The 17,359-nt window shown below is 49.9% G+C and carries 14 protein-coding genes; 6 read left to right on the plus strand and 8 right to left on the minus strand.

All coding sequences use genetic code 11. The features are described 5' to 3' along the window. Positions 1-26: 26 nt before the first annotated feature. Positions 27-2,549, minus strand: coding sequence for a PIG-L family deacetylase (locus EHT25_RS04415; protein ID WP_124871207.1), 2,523 nt, complete (start codon positions 2,547-2,549; stop codon positions 27-29). Positions 2,550-2,773: 224 nt separating this feature from the next. On the opposite strand from EHT25_RS04415, the gene EHT25_RS04420 reads away from it, so the two are divergent. Next, positions 2,774-5,458 (plus strand): sodium-translocating pyrophosphatase, encoded by a 2,685-nt coding sequence (locus tag EHT25_RS04420; RefSeq protein WP_124871210.1) that lies wholly within the window; start codon positions 2,774-2,776, stop codon positions 5,456-5,458. Between the two features lie 152 nt (positions 5,459-5,610). Here the strand turns inward: EHT25_RS04420 and EHT25_RS04425 are convergent, their stop codons facing one another. The 4 genes from EHT25_RS04425 to trpS all read right to left on the minus strand — a co-directional run bounded on the left by EHT25_RS04425 (position 5,611) and on the right by trpS (position 9,005). Then, a complete protein-coding gene (locus tag EHT25_RS04425) occupies positions 5,611-6,174 on the minus strand; it encodes a 50S ribosomal protein L25/general stress protein Ctc (protein WP_124871213.1) in 564 nt (187 codons plus the stop codon). A 111-nt stretch (positions 6,175-6,285) separates the two neighbouring features. Further along, positions 6,286-7,227 (minus strand): ribose-phosphate pyrophosphokinase, encoded by a 942-nt coding sequence (locus tag EHT25_RS04430; RefSeq protein WP_124871215.1) that lies wholly within the window; start codon positions 7,225-7,227, stop codon positions 6,286-6,288. Positions 7,228-7,348: 121 nt separating this feature from the next. Then, a complete protein-coding gene (locus tag EHT25_RS04435) occupies positions 7,349-7,927 on the minus strand; it encodes a phosphatase PAP2 family protein (RefSeq protein WP_229311433.1) in 579 nt (192 codons plus the stop codon). 103 nt (positions 7,928-8,030) lie between these two features. After that, positions 8,031-9,005: a tryptophan--tRNA ligase gene (trpS, locus tag EHT25_RS04440; protein WP_124871217.1), complete on the minus strand. Its 975-nt coding sequence runs from the start codon at positions 9,003-9,005 to the stop codon at positions 8,031-8,033. A 152-nt stretch (positions 9,006-9,157) separates the two neighbouring features. Here trpS and EHT25_RS04445 point away from each other — a divergent pair, with 152 nt between their 5' ends. Continuing rightward, positions 9,158-9,868, plus strand: a complete 711-nt coding sequence (locus tag EHT25_RS04445) for a DUF2461 domain-containing protein (RefSeq protein WP_124871219.1) — start codon at positions 9,158-9,160, stop codon at positions 9,866-9,868. A 74-nt stretch (positions 9,869-9,942) separates the two neighbouring features. On the opposite strand, the gene EHT25_RS04450 is transcribed toward EHT25_RS04445, so the two are convergent. Both EHT25_RS04450 and EHT25_RS04455 read right to left on the minus strand, forming a co-directional pair. Then, positions 9,943-10,350, minus strand: coding sequence for a DUF4332 domain-containing protein (locus EHT25_RS04450; RefSeq protein WP_124871222.1), 408 nt, complete (start codon positions 10,348-10,350; stop codon positions 9,943-9,945). A gap of 90 nt (positions 10,351-10,440) precedes the next feature. Then, positions 10,441-12,519, minus strand: a complete 2,079-nt coding sequence (locus EHT25_RS04455) for a TonB-dependent receptor (protein WP_124871225.1) — start codon at positions 12,517-12,519, stop codon at positions 10,441-10,443. Between the two features lie 189 nt (positions 12,520-12,708). Between EHT25_RS04455 and EHT25_RS04460 the strand changes: the two genes are divergently transcribed. From EHT25_RS04460 to EHT25_RS04475, 4 genes are all read left to right on the plus strand, one after another. After that, positions 12,709-13,770: a sensor histidine kinase gene (locus tag EHT25_RS04460; RefSeq protein WP_124871228.1), complete on the plus strand. Its 1,062-nt coding sequence runs from the start codon at positions 12,709-12,711 to the stop codon at positions 13,768-13,770. Between the two features lie 21 nt (positions 13,771-13,791). Beyond that, a complete protein-coding gene (locus EHT25_RS04465) occupies positions 13,792-14,826 on the plus strand; it encodes a sensor histidine kinase (protein ID WP_229311434.1) in 1,035 nt (344 codons plus the stop codon). A 266-nt stretch (positions 14,827-15,092) separates the two neighbouring features. Then, complete coding sequence (locus EHT25_RS04470) at positions 15,093-15,923, plus strand: sensor histidine kinase (RefSeq protein WP_229311435.1); 831 nt, start codon at positions 15,093-15,095, stop codon at positions 15,921-15,923. Between the two features lie 162 nt (positions 15,924-16,085). Further along, positions 16,086-16,862 (plus strand): LytR/AlgR family response regulator transcription factor, encoded by a 777-nt coding sequence (locus EHT25_RS04475; RefSeq protein WP_124871234.1) that lies wholly within the window; start codon positions 16,086-16,088, stop codon positions 16,860-16,862. Positions 16,863-16,872: 10 nt separating this feature from the next. Here EHT25_RS04475 and EHT25_RS04480 read toward each other — a convergent pair whose 3' ends face one another. Further along, positions 16,873-17,343 (minus strand): SRPBCC family protein, encoded by a 471-nt coding sequence (locus EHT25_RS04480; protein WP_124871237.1) that lies wholly within the window; start codon positions 17,341-17,343, stop codon positions 16,873-16,875. Positions 17,344-17,359 lie beyond the last annotated feature (16 nt).

A 17,359-nucleotide genomic window follows, 5' to 3' on the forward strand; every position in this document is an offset into this window, starting at 1 on the left:
GATAAAATCCATGTGTTATCAGTGCCTTATTTGCCGACGGAAATCATGTTGGCAAAGAGTCGGTATGCCCCCGGTACGCCCGCCGGTAACTCCCGAAAGAATACCAAGCCAGTATACATGTAGTGACCTTTTCCGTATTTGCAGTAAATCAAACTGCCATCTTTTGAAGCTTCATTAACATCATGGGCTGAGAAAATAGGTTCATACGCTTTGTCCCATTCCTGCGCAAAATAGATTCCGCGTTCCTGCACCCATCCGTTAAAATCCTGCTCGGTAATCTTGTTGGGGACATTTACCAACGGATGTTGTGGATTGATGAAGCTCATGGTGGCATCTTCTTCCGTCACGCGCTCCCGGCCCACCACAAACGGATAAGGCCCCAATTGACTGGTTTTCAACCCATTTTGAATAAATGAACCACCGGGCGTGACGTATTGAACAATCATTGTCCCCCCTTTTTCAACGTAATCCATCAATTTTGGCTGGGCATTTCGCAGCCAGTCTTCGGTGTTGTATGCCCGAACACCCACTACAATAGCGTCGTAAACCGACAGGTTTGAGTTCATGTCGCGGGCGGTTATAGGAGTTACCACACATCCGATCTGCTGGAGTGCCGCCGGGACTTCGTCTCCTGCTCCGGCAATGTAACCGATGTTCTTACTTTTCACTTTAATATCCAGTTTCACCAGTTTGGCTTCGGCAGCCGGAAACAAGGTCTGAGTCGGAATGTGCTTGTAAGCAACAACCCGTAAGCTACTGGCAAAACCGGTTTTCTCCGGAGAAGTCGTACTGACAATCGCGCGCAACTTGCCTTCGCCATACGCCGTCGATGGATAGACCCGGAATGAAACCCGGATTTCCTGCGATTTATCCTTCAGATTAAACGGAATCTGCTCCGGCTCGACCCGCCATCCCGAAGGTACTTCCAGCTTCAGATTCCCGGAAACCGCCGTCCGGCCCGCTGTCAAAACCACATCGACGCTTTTTGGCGTGTCGTCCGCAAAAACGTACACTTTTTCAGCCAGGTTGGCCATTACGACTGGTTGAATGATAAACGGGCGGTAGATTTCTCCATCGACGGGATCGGTTGATTTATAGGTCCATGGCTGGGAGAAGGTAAATCGCTGGCCATCAATTTCAAAAATGTACGCAGTGGTAAAGGCGGGCGGGTTTTCGGGCGAGCCGATCAAAGCCTGATTATTCACCTGAAATAACCCTTTGTTGACCGGTTTTTCCAGCCAGTAGGGCTGCGAAATGGGTTGATTGGCCGGAATCGTTACCGCCGTATTGAAGGCCACCACATCGTTCGGCTTAAGCGCCAGGTTCATGGCAGAATCTTTCCCCACCGCCGGCATTTGAATACCAACCAGTTTAACCGGATAGTCAGTACGGTTAACAACGCTGCTTGTTACCCGAATTCGCTCACCGGGCGAGGCAGCGAAATCTGCCGGGTTGGTTTCATACCACAACCCGATGCATTGCTGGATTAGTTTTTCGACATCCTGCCGTTTGGCTTTTACATACAGATTGGACGTATCGAGTTGCGCGAGCGCTTTATAGGTCTGCACCAAAACCGGTATGGAAGCCGAGGGTTTGTCGGATTTAAAATTGGTAATGGCCTGATTGATCAGTTGTTGAACCCTGGCGCTTCCCGGCACCCGTTTCCAGCTCAGGTCAACGCCATCGCACGGATCTTTTGCGGCCGGTTCTCCGCCTTTCAACAGCAAATAATCGATTTTCACCCCGCGACTGGCCGGAACGCCAAACCCCTGGCTCTTGTGCTGGCTCCGGCTTTCGGCGGCAATTTCACCGTATGATTTTCCAAGCAACGGATTGTATAAGCCGGTTTCCACCGAAATCACGCCCGGTTCGTCCGGTTTTTTATTGCTCATGAAAGCCCCCGGAATAAATACGTTCCAGAAAATCCGCTTCGGCTGCCACGGTTTTACCCATTTCAGTTGTTCGGGGTATTTGGTGGGGTCATTGGCAATTTTGAAGGCTTCCTCCGCCAGGTATCCCGAGGCACTGTGGTGACCGTGCCCGGCACGGCTGTCGGGCGGAAACCGGGTGATGATCACGTCCGGGCGATATTTCCGAATCATCCAGACAACATCGCCCAGAATCTGCTCCTGGCCCCACATCCGCACGGCTTCGTCGGTCGATTTAGAAAAACCAAAGTCGTTGGCGCGGCTGAAAAACTGATCTGGGCCATCGATTCGGCGAGCCGCCAGCAATTCCTGCGTCCGAATGACGCCAATGTATTCGCCCTGCTCCGAGCCAATGAGGTTCTGACCGCCATCGCCCCGCGTCAGCGCCAGATAGCCCGTACGCAGCAGCCGCTCGTTGGCGAGGTAGGCCAGCAACTGCGTATTCTCATCATCGGGGTGGGCGGCCACGTACAAAACCGTACCGACCACATTCAGTTTCTTGAGGCCCTGCAAAATCGCACCGCTGGCGGCTGGTTTGTTTTGCCCAAACAAAACCGGAACGAGTGCGACGAGTAAAAAAACGGTATAGAACAGATTTCGTGGAATAAAGCGGTTGGTCATCGATCGGGAGCGTTCGCGTGAATAACAAAAATAGTCAGCCTGACCCAACGAATTGCTACTTAGGGAAGTGCATTTTGAATTATAGCGGTATTTTTTTTGCTCCATTAAAATAGCCACAGTTTTTCCCTAAAAAATCTATCAAAAGCCCTTTCGCGATTTTCAATTGCTATCATTCCAATTATCTTTGCCACTTTGCAAAAATTAAACCTTATTAATCCTTCAGCATGAATTCAAGTATTTACCTAGTGCCCCTTCTGGGCCTTATCGGCCTGGTGGTGATGTACACCAAGTTTATGTGGGTATCGCGCCAGGATCCTGGCAACGACCGGATGCAGGAGATCGCATCCTACATCGCTGACGGAGCGATTGCCTTTTTGAAAGCCGAATGGAAAGTCCTGATTGTATTTGGTGTTGTCGTTGCGGCCCTGCTGAGTTTTGCGGGTACACTGGTTGAAAATTCCGACTGGCTGATCGGAATTGCCTTCGCCATCGGCGCGTTCACCTCCGCACTGGCGGGGTACATTGGGATGAAAATTGCCACCAAAGCCAACGTTCGCACCGCACAGGCGGGTCGGACCAGCCTGACCCGCGCCCTCAACGTTTCCTTTACGGGAGGTTCCGTCATGGGAATCGGGGTTGCCAGTCTGGCCGTCATCGGTTTAAGCTTGCTTTTTATTCTTTTCCACTCGATTTACGTCGGAACTACCGGTGATGTCAATGGACTTCCGATGGAAAAAACGCTGGAAGTATTGGCCGGTTTTTCATTAGGTGCCGAATCAATCGCCTTATTCGCACGGGTTGGGGGCGGTATTTATACCAAAGCGGCCGATGTGGGCGCTGACCTTGTAGGAAAAGTGGAAGCCGGAATTCCGGAAGATGATCCGCGGAACCCGGCTACTATCGCTGATAACGTGGGGGATAACGTGGGGGACGTAGCCGGTATGGGCGCCGATTTGTTCGGTTCATACGTGGCCACAATTCTGGCGACAATGGTATTGGGGCGCGAAATCCGCATTCCGGAAGCCAGCAATATTTTCGGTCATGCTCCGATCGTGTTGCCGATGCTGATTGCCGGCTTAGGCCTGATTTTTTCGATTATTTCAACCTATTTTGTTCGGGTAAAGGACGACAATGGGAATGTGCAGGGGGCGCTAAACATGGGAAACTGGGCATCCATTATCCTGACCGTTATCGCTTCCTATTTCCTCGTGAATGCGATTCTACCGGACGGTATTCTGGAAATCCGGGGCGTTGAGTTTACGCGCATGGATGTTTTTTACGCCATTTTTACCGGTTTGATTGTGGGGGCCCTGATGTCCATTATTACGGAATATTATACGGCGATGGGCCGTCGTCCGGTTATGACGATCGTTCGTCAGTCGTCAACCGGTCACGCAACGAACATCATTGGCGGTCTTTCAGTGGGAATGGAATCGACGGTTTTGCCAATCCTGACGCTGGCCGCCGGTATTTTCATTTCCTACAAATTTGCCGGTCTGTACGGGGTAGCGATTTCAGCCGCCGGTATGATGGCGACAACCGCCATGCAATTGGCCATCGATGCATTTGGCCCCATTGCCGATAACGCCGGTGGGATTGCCGAAATGAGCGAGTTGCCCGAAGAAGTTCGGGGACGTACGGATATTCTGGATGCCGTTGGAAACACCACCGCTGCCACCGGAAAAGGTTTCGCCATTGCTTCCGCTGCGTTGACTTCACTGGCGCTTCTAGCGGCTTTCGTGGGTGTTTCGGGCATTACCGGAATCGATATTTACAAGGCGGATGTCCTCTCCGGTCTGTTCGTCGGGGGGATGATTCCGTTCATTTTCTCGTCACTGGCGATTGCGGCAGTGGGTCGGGCGGCCATGAAAATGGTGGAAGAAGTTCGTCGCCAGTTCCGCGAAATTCCGGGCATTCTGGAAGGAACCGGAAAACCGGAATACGAAAAATGCGTGGCCATTTCAACGCAGGCTTCGATTCGTGAAATGATCCTGCCAGGAGCCATTGCCCTGGTTTCGCCGGTTATTGTCGGTTTTTTGTTTGGTCCTGAAGTGCTGGGCGGTTTTCTGGCCGGGGTTACGGTTTCCGGGGTATTGATGGGGATTTTCCAAAGCAATGCGGGTGGTGCCTGGGACAATGCGAAAAAATCGTTTGAGAAAGGCGTTGAAATCAACGGTCAGATCTACTATAAAAAATCAGAACCGCACAAGGCTTCGGTAACGGGTGACACAGTTGGTGATCCGTTTAAAGATACTTCCGGACCTTCGATGAACATTCTGATCAAGCTGATGTCCATCGTTTCACTGGTCATTGCGCCGTACATCGCCGTACATTCATCCGAAACCACTGGTTATGATCAGGAAGGCGTCACTGCCGAAGGTGGCATTGAAGTGGTTGAACTGGAAAAATCAACCGCGGCTGATAATGACGTGGTTAGCACGCCAAACCTGGGCGATTTCAAATCGGTTAAACTGACCAACGGCGTCGATTTGAATGTACCGGAGCTGGGCGTTGAAAACAAACTGCTGGCATTCATTCAGGATGTTTCTAAACCGGTCGATAAAGAAACCTGGTTTGACTTCGACCGGCTGACGTTTGAAACCGGTAGCGCTACGCTCAAGCCGGAGTCGCAGGAACAGTTGAAAAACATCGCCGAAATTCTGAAAGCCTATCCGGATGTAAACATCAAATTAGGCGGTTATACCGATAATACGGGCAATGCAGCTGCCAACCAGAAATTGTCGGAAGAACGGGCTTCCTCCGTCAAAAATGAGCTGGCAACATTAGGAACTGACAAAAGCCGCCTGGAATCGGAAGGTTACGGACAGGAACACCCGGTTGCCTCGAACGACACTGAAGAGGGCCGCGCCCAAAACCGCCGGATCTCGATTCGGGTGACGAAAAAGTGAATGTAGACAGGAGATTTGAGATTAGAGATTACGGAACGAACGGCTTAGTCTCTTGTCTCACATCTCATCTCTTTCTTCTCATTAAAAAACAGAAAACCCGCTCAAATTGAGCGGGTTTTCTGTTTTTTAATCTATTAGCATTAAAACCGGTCTTAAGCGGTTTTTCCACGCATCGAGCGCGGGATTTCGATACTGGCGATCGGCAGCAGCGGACCATCCAGAATCTCGACGCCTTCCAGTTGTACGGCACCTACTTTGATGGTTTTGCCCAAATCCAGGTCTTTCACGTTCACATCCACGTAGTCAGGAATCCGGTCGGCGGCTCCCTGTAGTTTCAGTTTGCGCAGTTTCTGGATCAATTTACCCCCTTTTTGTACACCGGGAGCTGTTCCTACGAAACGAATGGGTACTTCAACTTTAATATCTTTTCCTTCGATAATTTCCAGGAAATCCGCGTGGATCAGCTGGTCATTTACCGGGTGGAATTGCGTATCCTGCAAAATGGCAACGTACTCATCGCCCTCGATGTTCAGCGTTACTTCATACGCTTCAGGTGACGACAGCAGTTGACGGAACAGAATCGCCGGTGCGTAAAAATGAATTTGGCTTTTACCACCGTACAGCACTCCGGGCACATAACCTTCGGCACGAAGAGCTTTTGACTCTGTCTTACCGAGATTCGCTCTGTTATACCCTACAATCTCGTGTTTTTTCATTTTGATTTTTGATTAGATGTTAGAGAAGAGATTAGAGACGATAGACACTCAAAAATGACAGCATAGTAAGTTACCCTGTCTTTATTCTCTTGTCTATCCTCTTTACTCTCTTTACGAATTTATAAACAATGAACTAATAGATTCATGATCTCGAATGCGACCGATGGCCTTAGCGAACAAATCCGCCACGGTCAGCACTTTCACTTTCGGGCTTATCTGACGCATCGGCAGGGTATCGGCAACCACCAATTCTTCCAGCACCGAGTTGGCAATGTTATCGTGCGCTTTGCCCGACATCACCGCGTGTGTACAAATGGCCCGCACCGATTTTGCCCCTTTTTCCAGGATGATTTCAGCGGCTTTGCAAAGCGTGCCGCCGGTATCGATCAGGTCATCGACCAGCACGACGTTGGCGCCTTCCACATCCCCAATCACCTGCATTGACGCAATTTCGTTGGCGCGTTTGCGGTGTTTATCACACAACACGATGTCTGCGTTAAAATGCTTCGCAAACGTCCGGGCACGGGCAGCTCCTCCCACATCCGGCGACGCGATCAGCAGATTGTCCAGATTCAGGCTCCGGATATACGGTACAAAAACCGATGTCCCCTCCAAATGGTCGACCGGGAAATCAAAGAAGCCCTGAATCTGACCGGCGTGAAGGTCGATGGTCATCAGGCGATCGGCGCCCGCGGCTGCCAGCATGTTCGCAACCAGTTTGGCGGCAATGGCCACGCGCGGTTTGTCTTTCCGATCCTGCCGGGCATATCCAAAATACGGAATCACGACCGTCACGTAGTGAGCCGATGCCCGTCGGGCTGCGTCCACCATCAGCAATAATTCCATCAGGTTATCAGCCGGTGGATTCGTGGAATGGATCAAAAAAACGTCACACCCCCGTACCGACTCTTCATAACTCGGGGAGAGTTCTCCGTCGCTAAACTTCCGCAGGGTATAACCGCCCAAATCCTTGCCGTATTGGTGGGCAATTTTCTCTGCCAGGTACGTCGATTGACTACCTGAAAAAATCTTTACTGTATTGAGGGATGCCATTCAGTGCCGAAAATTTCCGCAAAAATACGAATATTGTTTAATGAATGAGAAGACTATGGCAAAGTTTTATTGTATCAAATTGACAATAAGATTATTACCATATAAAATTGACTTATCTGAACTATACCTGATTCTTTTTAACGATAAAAAACCGCTCCACCACTTTTTGCTGCAAAACCGCACTGATCGTTGCCATAACGACTCCAATGCCAGCCCCCGCCAGAACGTCCAGCGGGTAATGAGCCCCCACATAAATACGGCTGTATGAGACCAGAATTGCCCAGAGAAATGTCCATTTAATCCAGCTAAACCGCTTTCCAACCAGTAACCACAGGGCCATTGCCAGCGCAAAGGCATTGGCTGCGTGCGACGACGCAAACCCGTAGGTTCCTCCGCACTCCAAAACCGGGTGAATGAGTTTTTGCAGAGCCGGTTCGTGGCAGGGCCGCAGCCGGAGCGTTAGCGGTTTCATCACCGAAGATGCCATCTGGTCACTCAAGGTCACGGCAACAACCAGCGTCAGAATCAAGCCCGGCGCCTGTTTCCGATACTGAAAAATGAGCCAGCCAATCAGCACGACGTAGAACGGAATCCACGAATTCCGCATCGTCACCCAAACCATCACCGGATCGAGCCAGGCAGTATACAAGCCGTTCAGCCAGAGAAACAGGTCCGTGTCGAGTTGATTGAGTCTTTCCACTTTTCATGGAGTGAAGGAGCGATTGAGAGATTGAATGAGTAGCCACGCAAGAACTTTGCCACCAGCGGAGCTATTCGCTCATCGAACAATCACTCAATCGCAATTAATTATAGCCTAATTTTTCCCGGACGCGTTTGATGGTTTGGGAGGCAATGGCGCGGGCTTTTTCTTCGCCGAGCCGGAGTTCGTTTTCCAGCGCTTCCTCGTTTTCCATGTAATAAGTAAACAGCTCGCGGGGTTTGGCAAACTGACTGATGATCAGCTCGTACAGTTCTTTTTTGGCATGACCGTACCCGTAGCCGCCATTCAGGTAATTCTGGCGCATGGCTGCGACCTGCACCTCATCGGCCAGCAACGCGTAGAGTTTAAAGGTGATATCGTTATCCGGATTTTTGGGTTCCTCCAGGGGAGTCGAATCCGAGATGATCTTTTTGATCATTTTATATAACTCATTGGCAGGCAGAAAGATATCGATGTAATTGTTGTACGATTTGCTCATTTTTTGCCCATCAATGCCCGGAATGGTCATGATTCGTTCGTCGATACGGGATTCGGGCAGTACGAAAATCTCCTCACCCACCCGGTGATTGAGGGCGCTGGCCATGTCGCGCGTCATTTCGACGTGTTGCTTCTGGTCTTTTCCCACCGGAACAATATCCGCATCGTACAGCAAAATATCGGCCGCCATCAAACACGGATACATAAACACCCCGGCATTTACGTCCGCCAGCCGATCGGCTTTATCCTTGAACGAATGCGCATTTGCCAGCATCGGGTACGGCGTAAAGCAGTTCAGGTACCAGGCCAGCTCGGTGTGCTCGGCGACGTGCGATTGCCGCCAGAACGTATTTTTAGCCGTGTCGAGCCCGAAAGCCAGCCAGGCCGAAGCTACGGCGCGAATGTATTCCCGACGCAAACCGCCGTCTTTGATGGAGGTTAGGGAATGCAGGTCGGCAATGAAAAAAAAGGATTCGTTGCCGGGTTGCTCCGAAAGTGCAATAGCGGGTTTGATAGCCCCCAGAATATTACCCAAATGCGGCCGCCCGCTGCTTTGAATACCGGTGAGTATGCGAGACATATTTTTCTGAATGAGAGACTGAGTGAATGAGAGAATGAGTGAATAGCTTCGCCGGAATCCTGCTATCAGCGAAGCAATTCACTCAATTACTCATTTACTCAATCGCAATTGATTTCGCAAACTTCGGTATTTCTGGTTAGCTTTGGAACTGTATGAAGACGAAAAACGCACCGAATTCGCAGCTAACCGTTCAAACACTTGACTTTCTGCGCGATCTGGTTCAAAACAACAACCGCGAGTGGTTCCAGGCCAACCGAAACCGTTACGATTCGGCTAAATCCGAGTTTGAGGGGTTTGTCGCCCGCTTGCTGAAGGGAATCGAAACGTTTCAACCCCTGCCCAATACCGCCGTAAAGGATTGCATTTTCCGGATCAACCGAGACATCCGGTTTTCAAAAGACAAAGCCCCTTACAAAAAAAACCTGGCAGCTGCCGTGGGGCCGGGCGGGCGGCATTCGGGCCGGATCGACTTTTATTTCCATCTCCAGCCTGACGGTGAAAGCTTTCTGGGAGCGGGCATGTGGCAGCCGACCCCGGCGCAACTGGCTAAATTCCGACAGGAGGTCGACTACAATGTGGACGAACTGAAAGACATTATCGAAGCGCCGGATTTCAAGGCTTATTTTCCGGAAATTTCCGGAGAAACAATGAAAACATCGCCCAAAGGTTATTCCGCTGATCATCCGGAAATCGATTTACTGCGCAGAAAAGAGCTATTTTTCATTCACCGGTATTCGGACAAAGACGTTCTGAAACCGGATTTTGCCGACGAAGTGGTAAAGGGATGCCAGCTAATCAAACCGTATTCCGATTACCTGAACTACCTGTTTTACGACGAAAAAGACGAGACGATCAGTCTGTAAATAAATGAAAAATGTAGAATGGTAAAAGGAATCGGGTCAATCCCACTTTGACCATTCTACATTTTTCATTCAAATTAATACTCCAATCCGGCCGGTAAATTTTTCGCCTGATTGATAAAATCGGTGATTTGCTCTACGGTGGGTGGTCGCTGCGTCAACTGCCGCACCTGATTAATTTCAAGGATTTTGGCCGCCAGATTTTCGGGATTACGATGAGCCAGTTCTTTCACCGTATCGACCCCGGCTTCTTCCAGCAAATCGCTGTAAACACCGCCAATGCCGGAAATCCGGTTCAGATCCGCTCGATTGGCCAAATCTAAAATTACACTTGTTTCAACGCCAACGGCAGTCGCCAGTTGTTTGCGCCCCGAAGCGGTTTTAGCGGCTTCCAGCAATGCGTTGCTGTTGGTCAATCCCTGGGCTTTTAGTGCATCCGCCACCGAGTTGGTGATGCCTCTCAATTCTTGAACGGGTAAACTCATTTTTCGTTTAGTTTTAGGAATACGAGTACCTATTTGAGACGTTTTTTTGTCAAAAAGTAACACGATCCCGAAAAGAAAACGTATCCGGTTTTACCACCGCACCGCCAGCTTCACTCCTCCCGTGATGTTCCGGCGCGGAGCGGCATTGTAATAGCGTCCGCCGAGGGCATTGAGGTCGTAGCCCAGGCTGTAGGTCTGGTCCAGCAGGTTGTCGCCACTGACGTACGCATCCAGTGCCCAATGTTTGCCGAGAGATTTCCGGAATCCGAGGGTTGCGTTCAGCATCCGGGCGATGTCGGACTTCACGGTATTGGCATCATCCAGCGGAAACTGATCGATGAATTGATGTGTCGCGTGTGCGTACAAACCGACGCGCGTTTCGGCATCCAGTCCGGTTGAGACCACCAGCGGAGGCACGCCCGTTACCCGGTTTCCCGACGCATCCACGGCGCCCTGCTGGTAATTCTTAAACCGGTAATTCGTAGCCGTCGTGCTGTTCCAGACCCGAACGGATTGCCAGAAACCGCCCGGTTTGGGAACCACGAGGTTATACGCCAACTGAACTTCCAGCCCTTTTTGATTGGTGGCTCCGGCATTGATGAAATATTCGGCTCCGCTTACCACCGATCGACGCACAATGGTCTGGCGCAGCCGAAACTGATAAGCCGCCACGTCGAACTGAAACCGGCTCAATTGCCCCCGCAAACCCACTTCCAGGTTGGTTCCTTTTTCTGGTTCCAGCGTCGAATTGAACGTCCCCTCCGACGGCCGGACTTCCTGAATCGTTGGCGCCGAATAACCGGTGCTGATGCTCGCAAAAACTGAAACATATTCGCCGAGTTTCTTTAACAAAGCCACCCGTGGCAACCAAACTGGCTGAAAAGCACGCGGTTGAGCCACGATGGGCAGCACCGAAAACCGGGTAAAACCGTACGCAACCTCGTTTCGGCTTAGACCGGCGGTGGCAATGATTCCCAGCGGCAGCGTAGCTTCCAGTTGGGCAAAAATGACCGACTGCGACGCCCGAAGTTCGTCGTCAGCCTGGAGGGTATCGGGATTGCCCCGGCGATTGCCGTAGTTGCGGTCGACGGTGAAATTCTGCTGGTATTCGCCCCCGAAAACCAGTTGCGTCGGAACACCTTCTTCAATCATCTGCCAGCGCGTAACCGTCCGTGCCCCTATTCCCTGATCGGCCCGTTTTTCGTAATTGGTAATGAACGGGTTATAGAAATCGGTGGTAGAACCAAAAATTACGGTGGTGTTCTGAATCCGGCTGTTCCAGCGGTATTGGTGTGAAAAACCCAGGTAACCGGTTTTTTGGTAAATACCCGCGTGCTGATCAACGCTGCCCGCGATGGCCGGGGTCGACGGACGTGCATTTCGTGGATTCGCTAAAAATTGAGTCCGGTTCAAACCGCCGGGCGTTTGGTACATCAGATCGGTATACAGCCCCATCACCGAGACGGTTTGTTTCTCGTTCACGGCAAACGTTCCGCTTACCGACAGATTATCGCGGTACATCCGGCTGTTCTGACGATACCCGTCGGATTGTAAATGACCGTAATTCAACGAAATAGCCGAGTTGTTTTTTCCCGTTTGAAACGAATAATTCTGGCCCGACAAACCGTATGCACCAGCCAGCGCTCCCACTTCAGCACGATTGGCCACTTCACCGCCTGAATTGGTCGGACCGGATAGCAAAACCGCTCCGCCCGTTCCGGCCCCGTATAAACTGCCCGAAGGACCTTTGATGACTTCCACCCGGCCAATCGACCGCACATCCAGCGCGTTCAGGTATGTAGTTCCACCCGCATCGGTGAGCGGTAATTCGTGCCAGTAAATCTTCACATTCCGCACCCCAAACGGTGAACGAATCAGGCTACCCCGAATCGAAAGCCGGTAACTTCCGGGCGACCGTTCGTCCATCCGTACTCCCGGCAGGGTGTTAAATGCGGGGACAAGCGACGGTGTACCAAACCGCTGGGTCAGATCTTTCGCAGACAGCACATTCACCGAAGATGCGGTTTCGAGCAACGGCCGATTGGTTTCAAACCCCCGAACGGTTACTTCCGCCAGTTGAACGGAATCGGCCACCGAACGGCTGACAACTGGCTGCTGGGCATAGAGCGAAATTGGAACCAGAAGAAAGAGGAAACTGTATTTAGTCATGTTTTAACTTGGTTCAGGGAATTTTCAGTAAAACTAAGCGCCCAAAACGATTTTATACTCTTTAGCATCAACTAACCTCAATTCAACCCCAAAAGTGCGCGTTTCAATCAAGTCTGTATTGAGCGAACGGTTTTATACCACTTATTTTACCAAAAAATTATTATCCCCATTGTAAAGTACGTGACAACGTTGGAAAGACCGAACGATCGATGGCTCCGCTGGATTGGAATCCCGCTGATTGTGCTGTTGGCGAATGTAATATACCTTAAAGAATACCATGACAATCCGGTTTTGTACACCGGTTGGGTGTTTATTGGCATGGCCTACGTCACGCTGGCGTGGGAAGGTTCCGTGAGTTGGGTTGGGTTTGTCCGCAAACAGTTCCCCGACGCCCGTAACGCTTTCCGTCGTATTGTTATAACGTTTACCGGTTACATCCTGTTAGCCATCGTCTGCCAATCGTTATTTATTTTCCTGACCGACCTCAGCGGCCTGGCCATTATTCCCATCACTGCCCGGGTCTATCAGGCTTACATCGGAATCGGTATTTTTTGTTCCCTGATGCTGGGGACGACCTACGAAATTATTTACTACCTGCACCAATACCGGCTGGCGGTCGCTGAGGCTGAGGCCGTTCAGAAGTCGCGGATTCAGGGCCAGTTCGATAGTTTAAAGAATCAGGTAAATCCGCATTTTCTGTTCAACAGCCTTAATTCACTGTCGGCACTCATTTCTGAGGATAAGCAGCAGGCCAACAAATTTCTGGAGGAGATGTCGAGTGTTTACCGGTATCTGCTCCAATCCAACGATCGTAAAGTGGTAACGCTGCAAACGGAAATCAACTTCGTTCACTCCTTTTTTTACCTGTTAAAGGTGCGCTACGGGCGGGCCATCGAGCTTCAGATCAGCATCGAACCGTGTTTAATGGATTGTTATTTGCCGCCGTTCAGCCTCCAGACCTTGATTGAAAATGCCATTCGGTACAACGTCATCATGGTCGACCGGCCACTCCACATTACACTTTATGCTGAGTCGGCCGGAAAACCGGATTCGATTTCATTGCGAATTTCCAATAACATTCAGCGGAAAACCCTACAGGTCAATAAGGAAGCGGGCAGTTTGACTCAATTAAGTGAGCGGTTTACGCTTTTACGTTTACCCCGTCCAGTGATCACTGACGATGGCCGTCAGTTTAGCGTTCAGGTCCCGCTGATCGCAAAAGGTGCCGATTTTTTGGTAAATTTACCCTGACTTTTTCGTACCGATGTGGGCTTGAAATTAAACCGTTACACCAATAAAGATACCTGGATCGCGCTGGGCATTTTGCCCGGCTATTATTTTTTCCTGAATTATATGCTATTCGGGAAACTCTACATCCAGCGGCTGGATATTTTTATTGGTGCATCGATTATCACCACGCTTATCTGGACTCCGGCTTTCTTTCTCCACGCGCTTCCGGCGGTTTATCTACGCAAGCGGTTTCCTCAGGTTCGTCAAACCTGGACCCGGATGGTCTTGGCACTTTCCATTCACATTCTGATGTCATCCACGGTCATTGCGTTCCTGTTTTATTTTTACAAATGGATTAATTTTCCGCACTACATTTTCGATACAAACCGTCTTATCTGGGCAATTTCATTTGGCACAATCGGAAATCTAATTGCGAACATTGTACACGAAAGTGTGTATACTTTTGAGAAATGGTCGCAAACCATCAGCGAAACTGAAAAGCTAAAAAAAGCGAACCTACAGAGTCAGCTGGACAGTTTAAAACAGCAGGTAAACCCGCATTTTCTTTTTAATTCGCTCAATACGTTATCGTCATTAATTGACGAGGATACCGATAAAGCCGAACTATTTATCGAAGAATTATCGAGTGTCTACCGATACCTGCTTCAGACGAATGAAAACGCATTAACGAGCCTGCGCGACGAATTAACGTTCATCGAATCGTATTTTCACCTCCTTAAAACCCGCTACGGCAGCGGTATCAATCTGGACGTTCGGATCGCCGATGGTTTTCAGGATGCACAATTGCCGCCGTTAACGTTGCAAATGCTGGTCGAAAATGCGGTGAAGCACAATATTATTCTGGCCGACCAGCCGCTACAGATCCGGATCGAAACAATCGATGGCGGTCGCCTGACGGTTTCGAACAACGTTCAGCTGAAGAATCTGCGCGTTGCGTCCAATGGAGTCGGATTGGCCAATATTGCCACTAAATACCAGTTACTCGGTCATGGCGGGCTGGAAATTCTGAATACGGATACGCAGTTTTGCGTGACATTGCCACTCATGACAAATTAATGGTCGTTACCCATACGGCGGAGTATTTCTGAAAGAAAATGAAAACGGTTAACGATACCCGACTTCGAATTTTAGGCCCGCTAATCCTGTTCTTTTTCGGGGCCTTATTCTTTCGGGTTAAAATGATACTGAGTTATACTTCGGATGAGTTAATTCGGTATTTTATTGTTGGCGTAGTTTCGGGTTATACTTGCTGGAATTTAACGCGCTGGATTGTCCGAATGATTCAACGGCGGTACCCAAGTTTGTCGAACACCCGTCAACGAGTGTATTGGTTACTGCTGGCATTTCCGATTCTGGTCAATGTGGGCTTTTTTCTCCGACAATTCGGGCATTTATTAATCTATCCGAACAACGAATATGTCGTCCTTAGCTTCAACATTGATTTTTTTATTATGTACCTGGAAACCATCGGTATTCAGATTTTTTACCACTTATTATACATCGGCATATACGAAGGATCTTACGTGTTTATTCAGTGGCAAAAAACCAATCTGGAGAAAGAAGCCCTGCTGCGTACGCAGTGGCAGGGCCGGTTTGAGGTATTAAAAAGCCAGGTGAATCCACATTTTCTGTTCAATTCGCTCAATACCTTATCATCGCTTATTTCTGAAAATCCGGCGCTGGCTGAAGAGTTCGTCGACGACATGGCCAGCGTTTACCGGTATTTGTTACAAACCAACGAACGGGAACTTACTACGCTGCGGAAAGAACTCGAATTCATCGATTCGTATTATCATTTACTCAAAACCCGGTACGGTGCCGGACTTTCGCTGCACATTCGCGTCGGAGAAGAAGACAAAGAAGCATTGTTACCTCCACTGACCTTGCAAATGCTGGTTGAAAACGCGGTGAAGCACAACATGATGCTACCGGAAAAACCGCTTCGGATTGAGATTGACGCAGCTGACGGCTTTTTAGCAATCCGCAATACGCTGCAACGCAAAAACGTGCGGGTGGAATCGAACCACGTTGGCCTTTCCAATATTGCGTCCAAATACAAACTGCTGAACCAGGCCCGACCAACAATCGAGGAGAAAGAAAGCCTGTTTATCGTCACGCTGCCGCTGCTTCGCGAAAAAACCGGAGTGAGTTAAATCTCCGCGCATTTCAAGGTGAAACTCTACCGGTTTACCGGAGCAATTTGCGGTTTCAATCGACTGGAATTTGGAAAAAAGTGGCCGAATCTGCTATTTGGGATACAATTTCGAAAGGCAATCAACCAACCCACCTCGCCCGGCATATAACGACCTAATTGTATGGATGTACTGGTAATTGAAGACGAAGAACTGGCAGTCCGTAAGCTGACCAAACTTTTACAGGACGTGGATAATTCCATCCGCATTGTTGGAACGGCCGCCAGCGTTCGCTCTTCCGTCCAATGGTTACAAAATAATACGGCCCCGGACCTGATTTTGATGGACATCGAACTGGCTGACGGTCAGAGTTTTGAAATATTCGAACAAACCCCCGTCGAATCTCCGGTCATTTTCACGACTTCCTACGACGAATATGCGTTGCGGGCATTCAAAGTCAACAGCATCGATTACCTGCTAAAACCCATCAAACGGCACGAACTGGAGGCCAGTCTGGAAAAACACCGGAAACTGCGGAATCCGGCCGAAGCCGAAACTGGGGGAAAAATGGCCATCGATGCATTAGTCCAGCAGCTCCGTCAGCAAATCCAGCCCGCCGAATACCGGAAGCGTTTTTTGGTGAAACACCTTTCACAATGGATGCCCGTTGAGGTGGCCGACATTGCGTATTTCTATTCCGAAGAGGGCGTCAGTTTGTTCCGAACCCGCAGCAACCAGAAATTTTCGGTGGATTATACGCTTGACGAACTCGAAGCGATGCTCGATCCATTGCAGTTTTTCCGGGCCAACCGGCAATTCATCGTCGATATCAACTGCGTCCAGCAGATACATCCTTACTTCAACAACAAACTCAAACTCACGCTAAAACCGGCTCCGGAAGAGGAAGTACTGGTGAGCCGCGAACGGGCGACCGAATTCAAGAAATGGATGGGAAAATAGCCCGCGGTTTCTAAGCCAGCCGTTTGGGCAATTCGATCAGCGGATTGGGAGTTTCTTCCAGCAATTGTTTCACCCGAATCAGGTCATTCCGAAACTGGCGCTGCAACTGATGAATCAACAAAGGCGCCATAAGTCGTTGCCAGCCTTTTAACTCCAGGCTCATTTCGTAGGTGACGCGGGTTTCCTTGTCAAACCGCTCAAACAATCGCTGCTCCCACAATTCAACCGGGCTGTTCACGCTCTCGTGCGCCGTCCGACGGTTGTGCGCAGCCGCCGTCACCTCCGCTGAAATGGTCATTTCCTGATCAAAAAGCCGGACAATCTGGTGCAGTTTCATGCCGGAACGGGCCAAACCGGGCGAATCCTGTTTCAGGGAAAACAAGTTACTTCGCCACAGCATATCATATTCATAACATCCTAACAATCCGTAGACCTCCGTTAGCGGCAATCGAATCATTTCGGAATGTCGTACGGTAATCATGTACTGGGGTTACGAG

Source organism: Larkinella rosea (assembly GCF_003858635.1).
GTDB classification, from domain to species: domain Bacteria; phylum Bacteroidota; class Bacteroidia; order Cytophagales; family Spirosomataceae; genus Larkinella; species Larkinella rosea.

Bases quoted from the DNA above. Each gene is read 5' to 3' on its own strand.
- EHT25_RS04420 (WP_124871210.1), top strand. From the start codon at position 2,774: ATGAATTCAAGTATTTACCTAGTGCCCCTTCTGGGCCTTATCGGCCTG.
- EHT25_RS04445 (WP_124871219.1), top strand. From the start codon at position 9,158: ATGAAGACGAAAAACGCACCGAATTCGCAGCTAACCGTTCAAACACTT.
- EHT25_RS04450 (WP_124871222.1), bottom strand. From the start codon at position 10,350: ATGAGTTTACCCGTTCAAGAATTGAGAGGCATCACCAACTCGGTGGCG.
- EHT25_RS04430 (WP_124871215.1), bottom strand. From the start codon at position 7,227: ATGGCATCCCTCAATACAGTAAAGATTTTTTCAGGTAGTCAATCGACG.
- EHT25_RS04475 (WP_124871234.1), top strand. From the start codon at position 16,086: ATGGATGTACTGGTAATTGAAGACGAAGAACTGGCAGTCCGTAAGCTG.
- EHT25_RS04425 (WP_124871213.1), bottom strand. From the start codon at position 6,174: ATGAAAAAACACGAGATTGTAGGGTATAACAGAGCGAATCTCGGTAAG.
- EHT25_RS04455 (WP_124871225.1), bottom strand. From the start codon at position 12,519: ATGACTAAATACAGTTTCCTCTTTCTTCTGGTTCCAATTTCGCTCTAT.
- EHT25_RS04480 (WP_124871237.1), bottom strand. From the start codon at position 17,343: ATGATTACCGTACGACATTCCGAAATGATTCGATTGCCGCTAACGGAG.
- EHT25_RS04415 (WP_124871207.1), bottom strand. From the start codon at position 2,549: ATGACCAACCGCTTTATTCCACGAAATCTGTTCTATACCGTTTTTTTA.
- trpS (WP_124871217.1), bottom strand. From the start codon at position 9,005: ATGTCTCGCATACTCACCGGTATTCAAAGCAGCGGGCGGCCGCATTTG.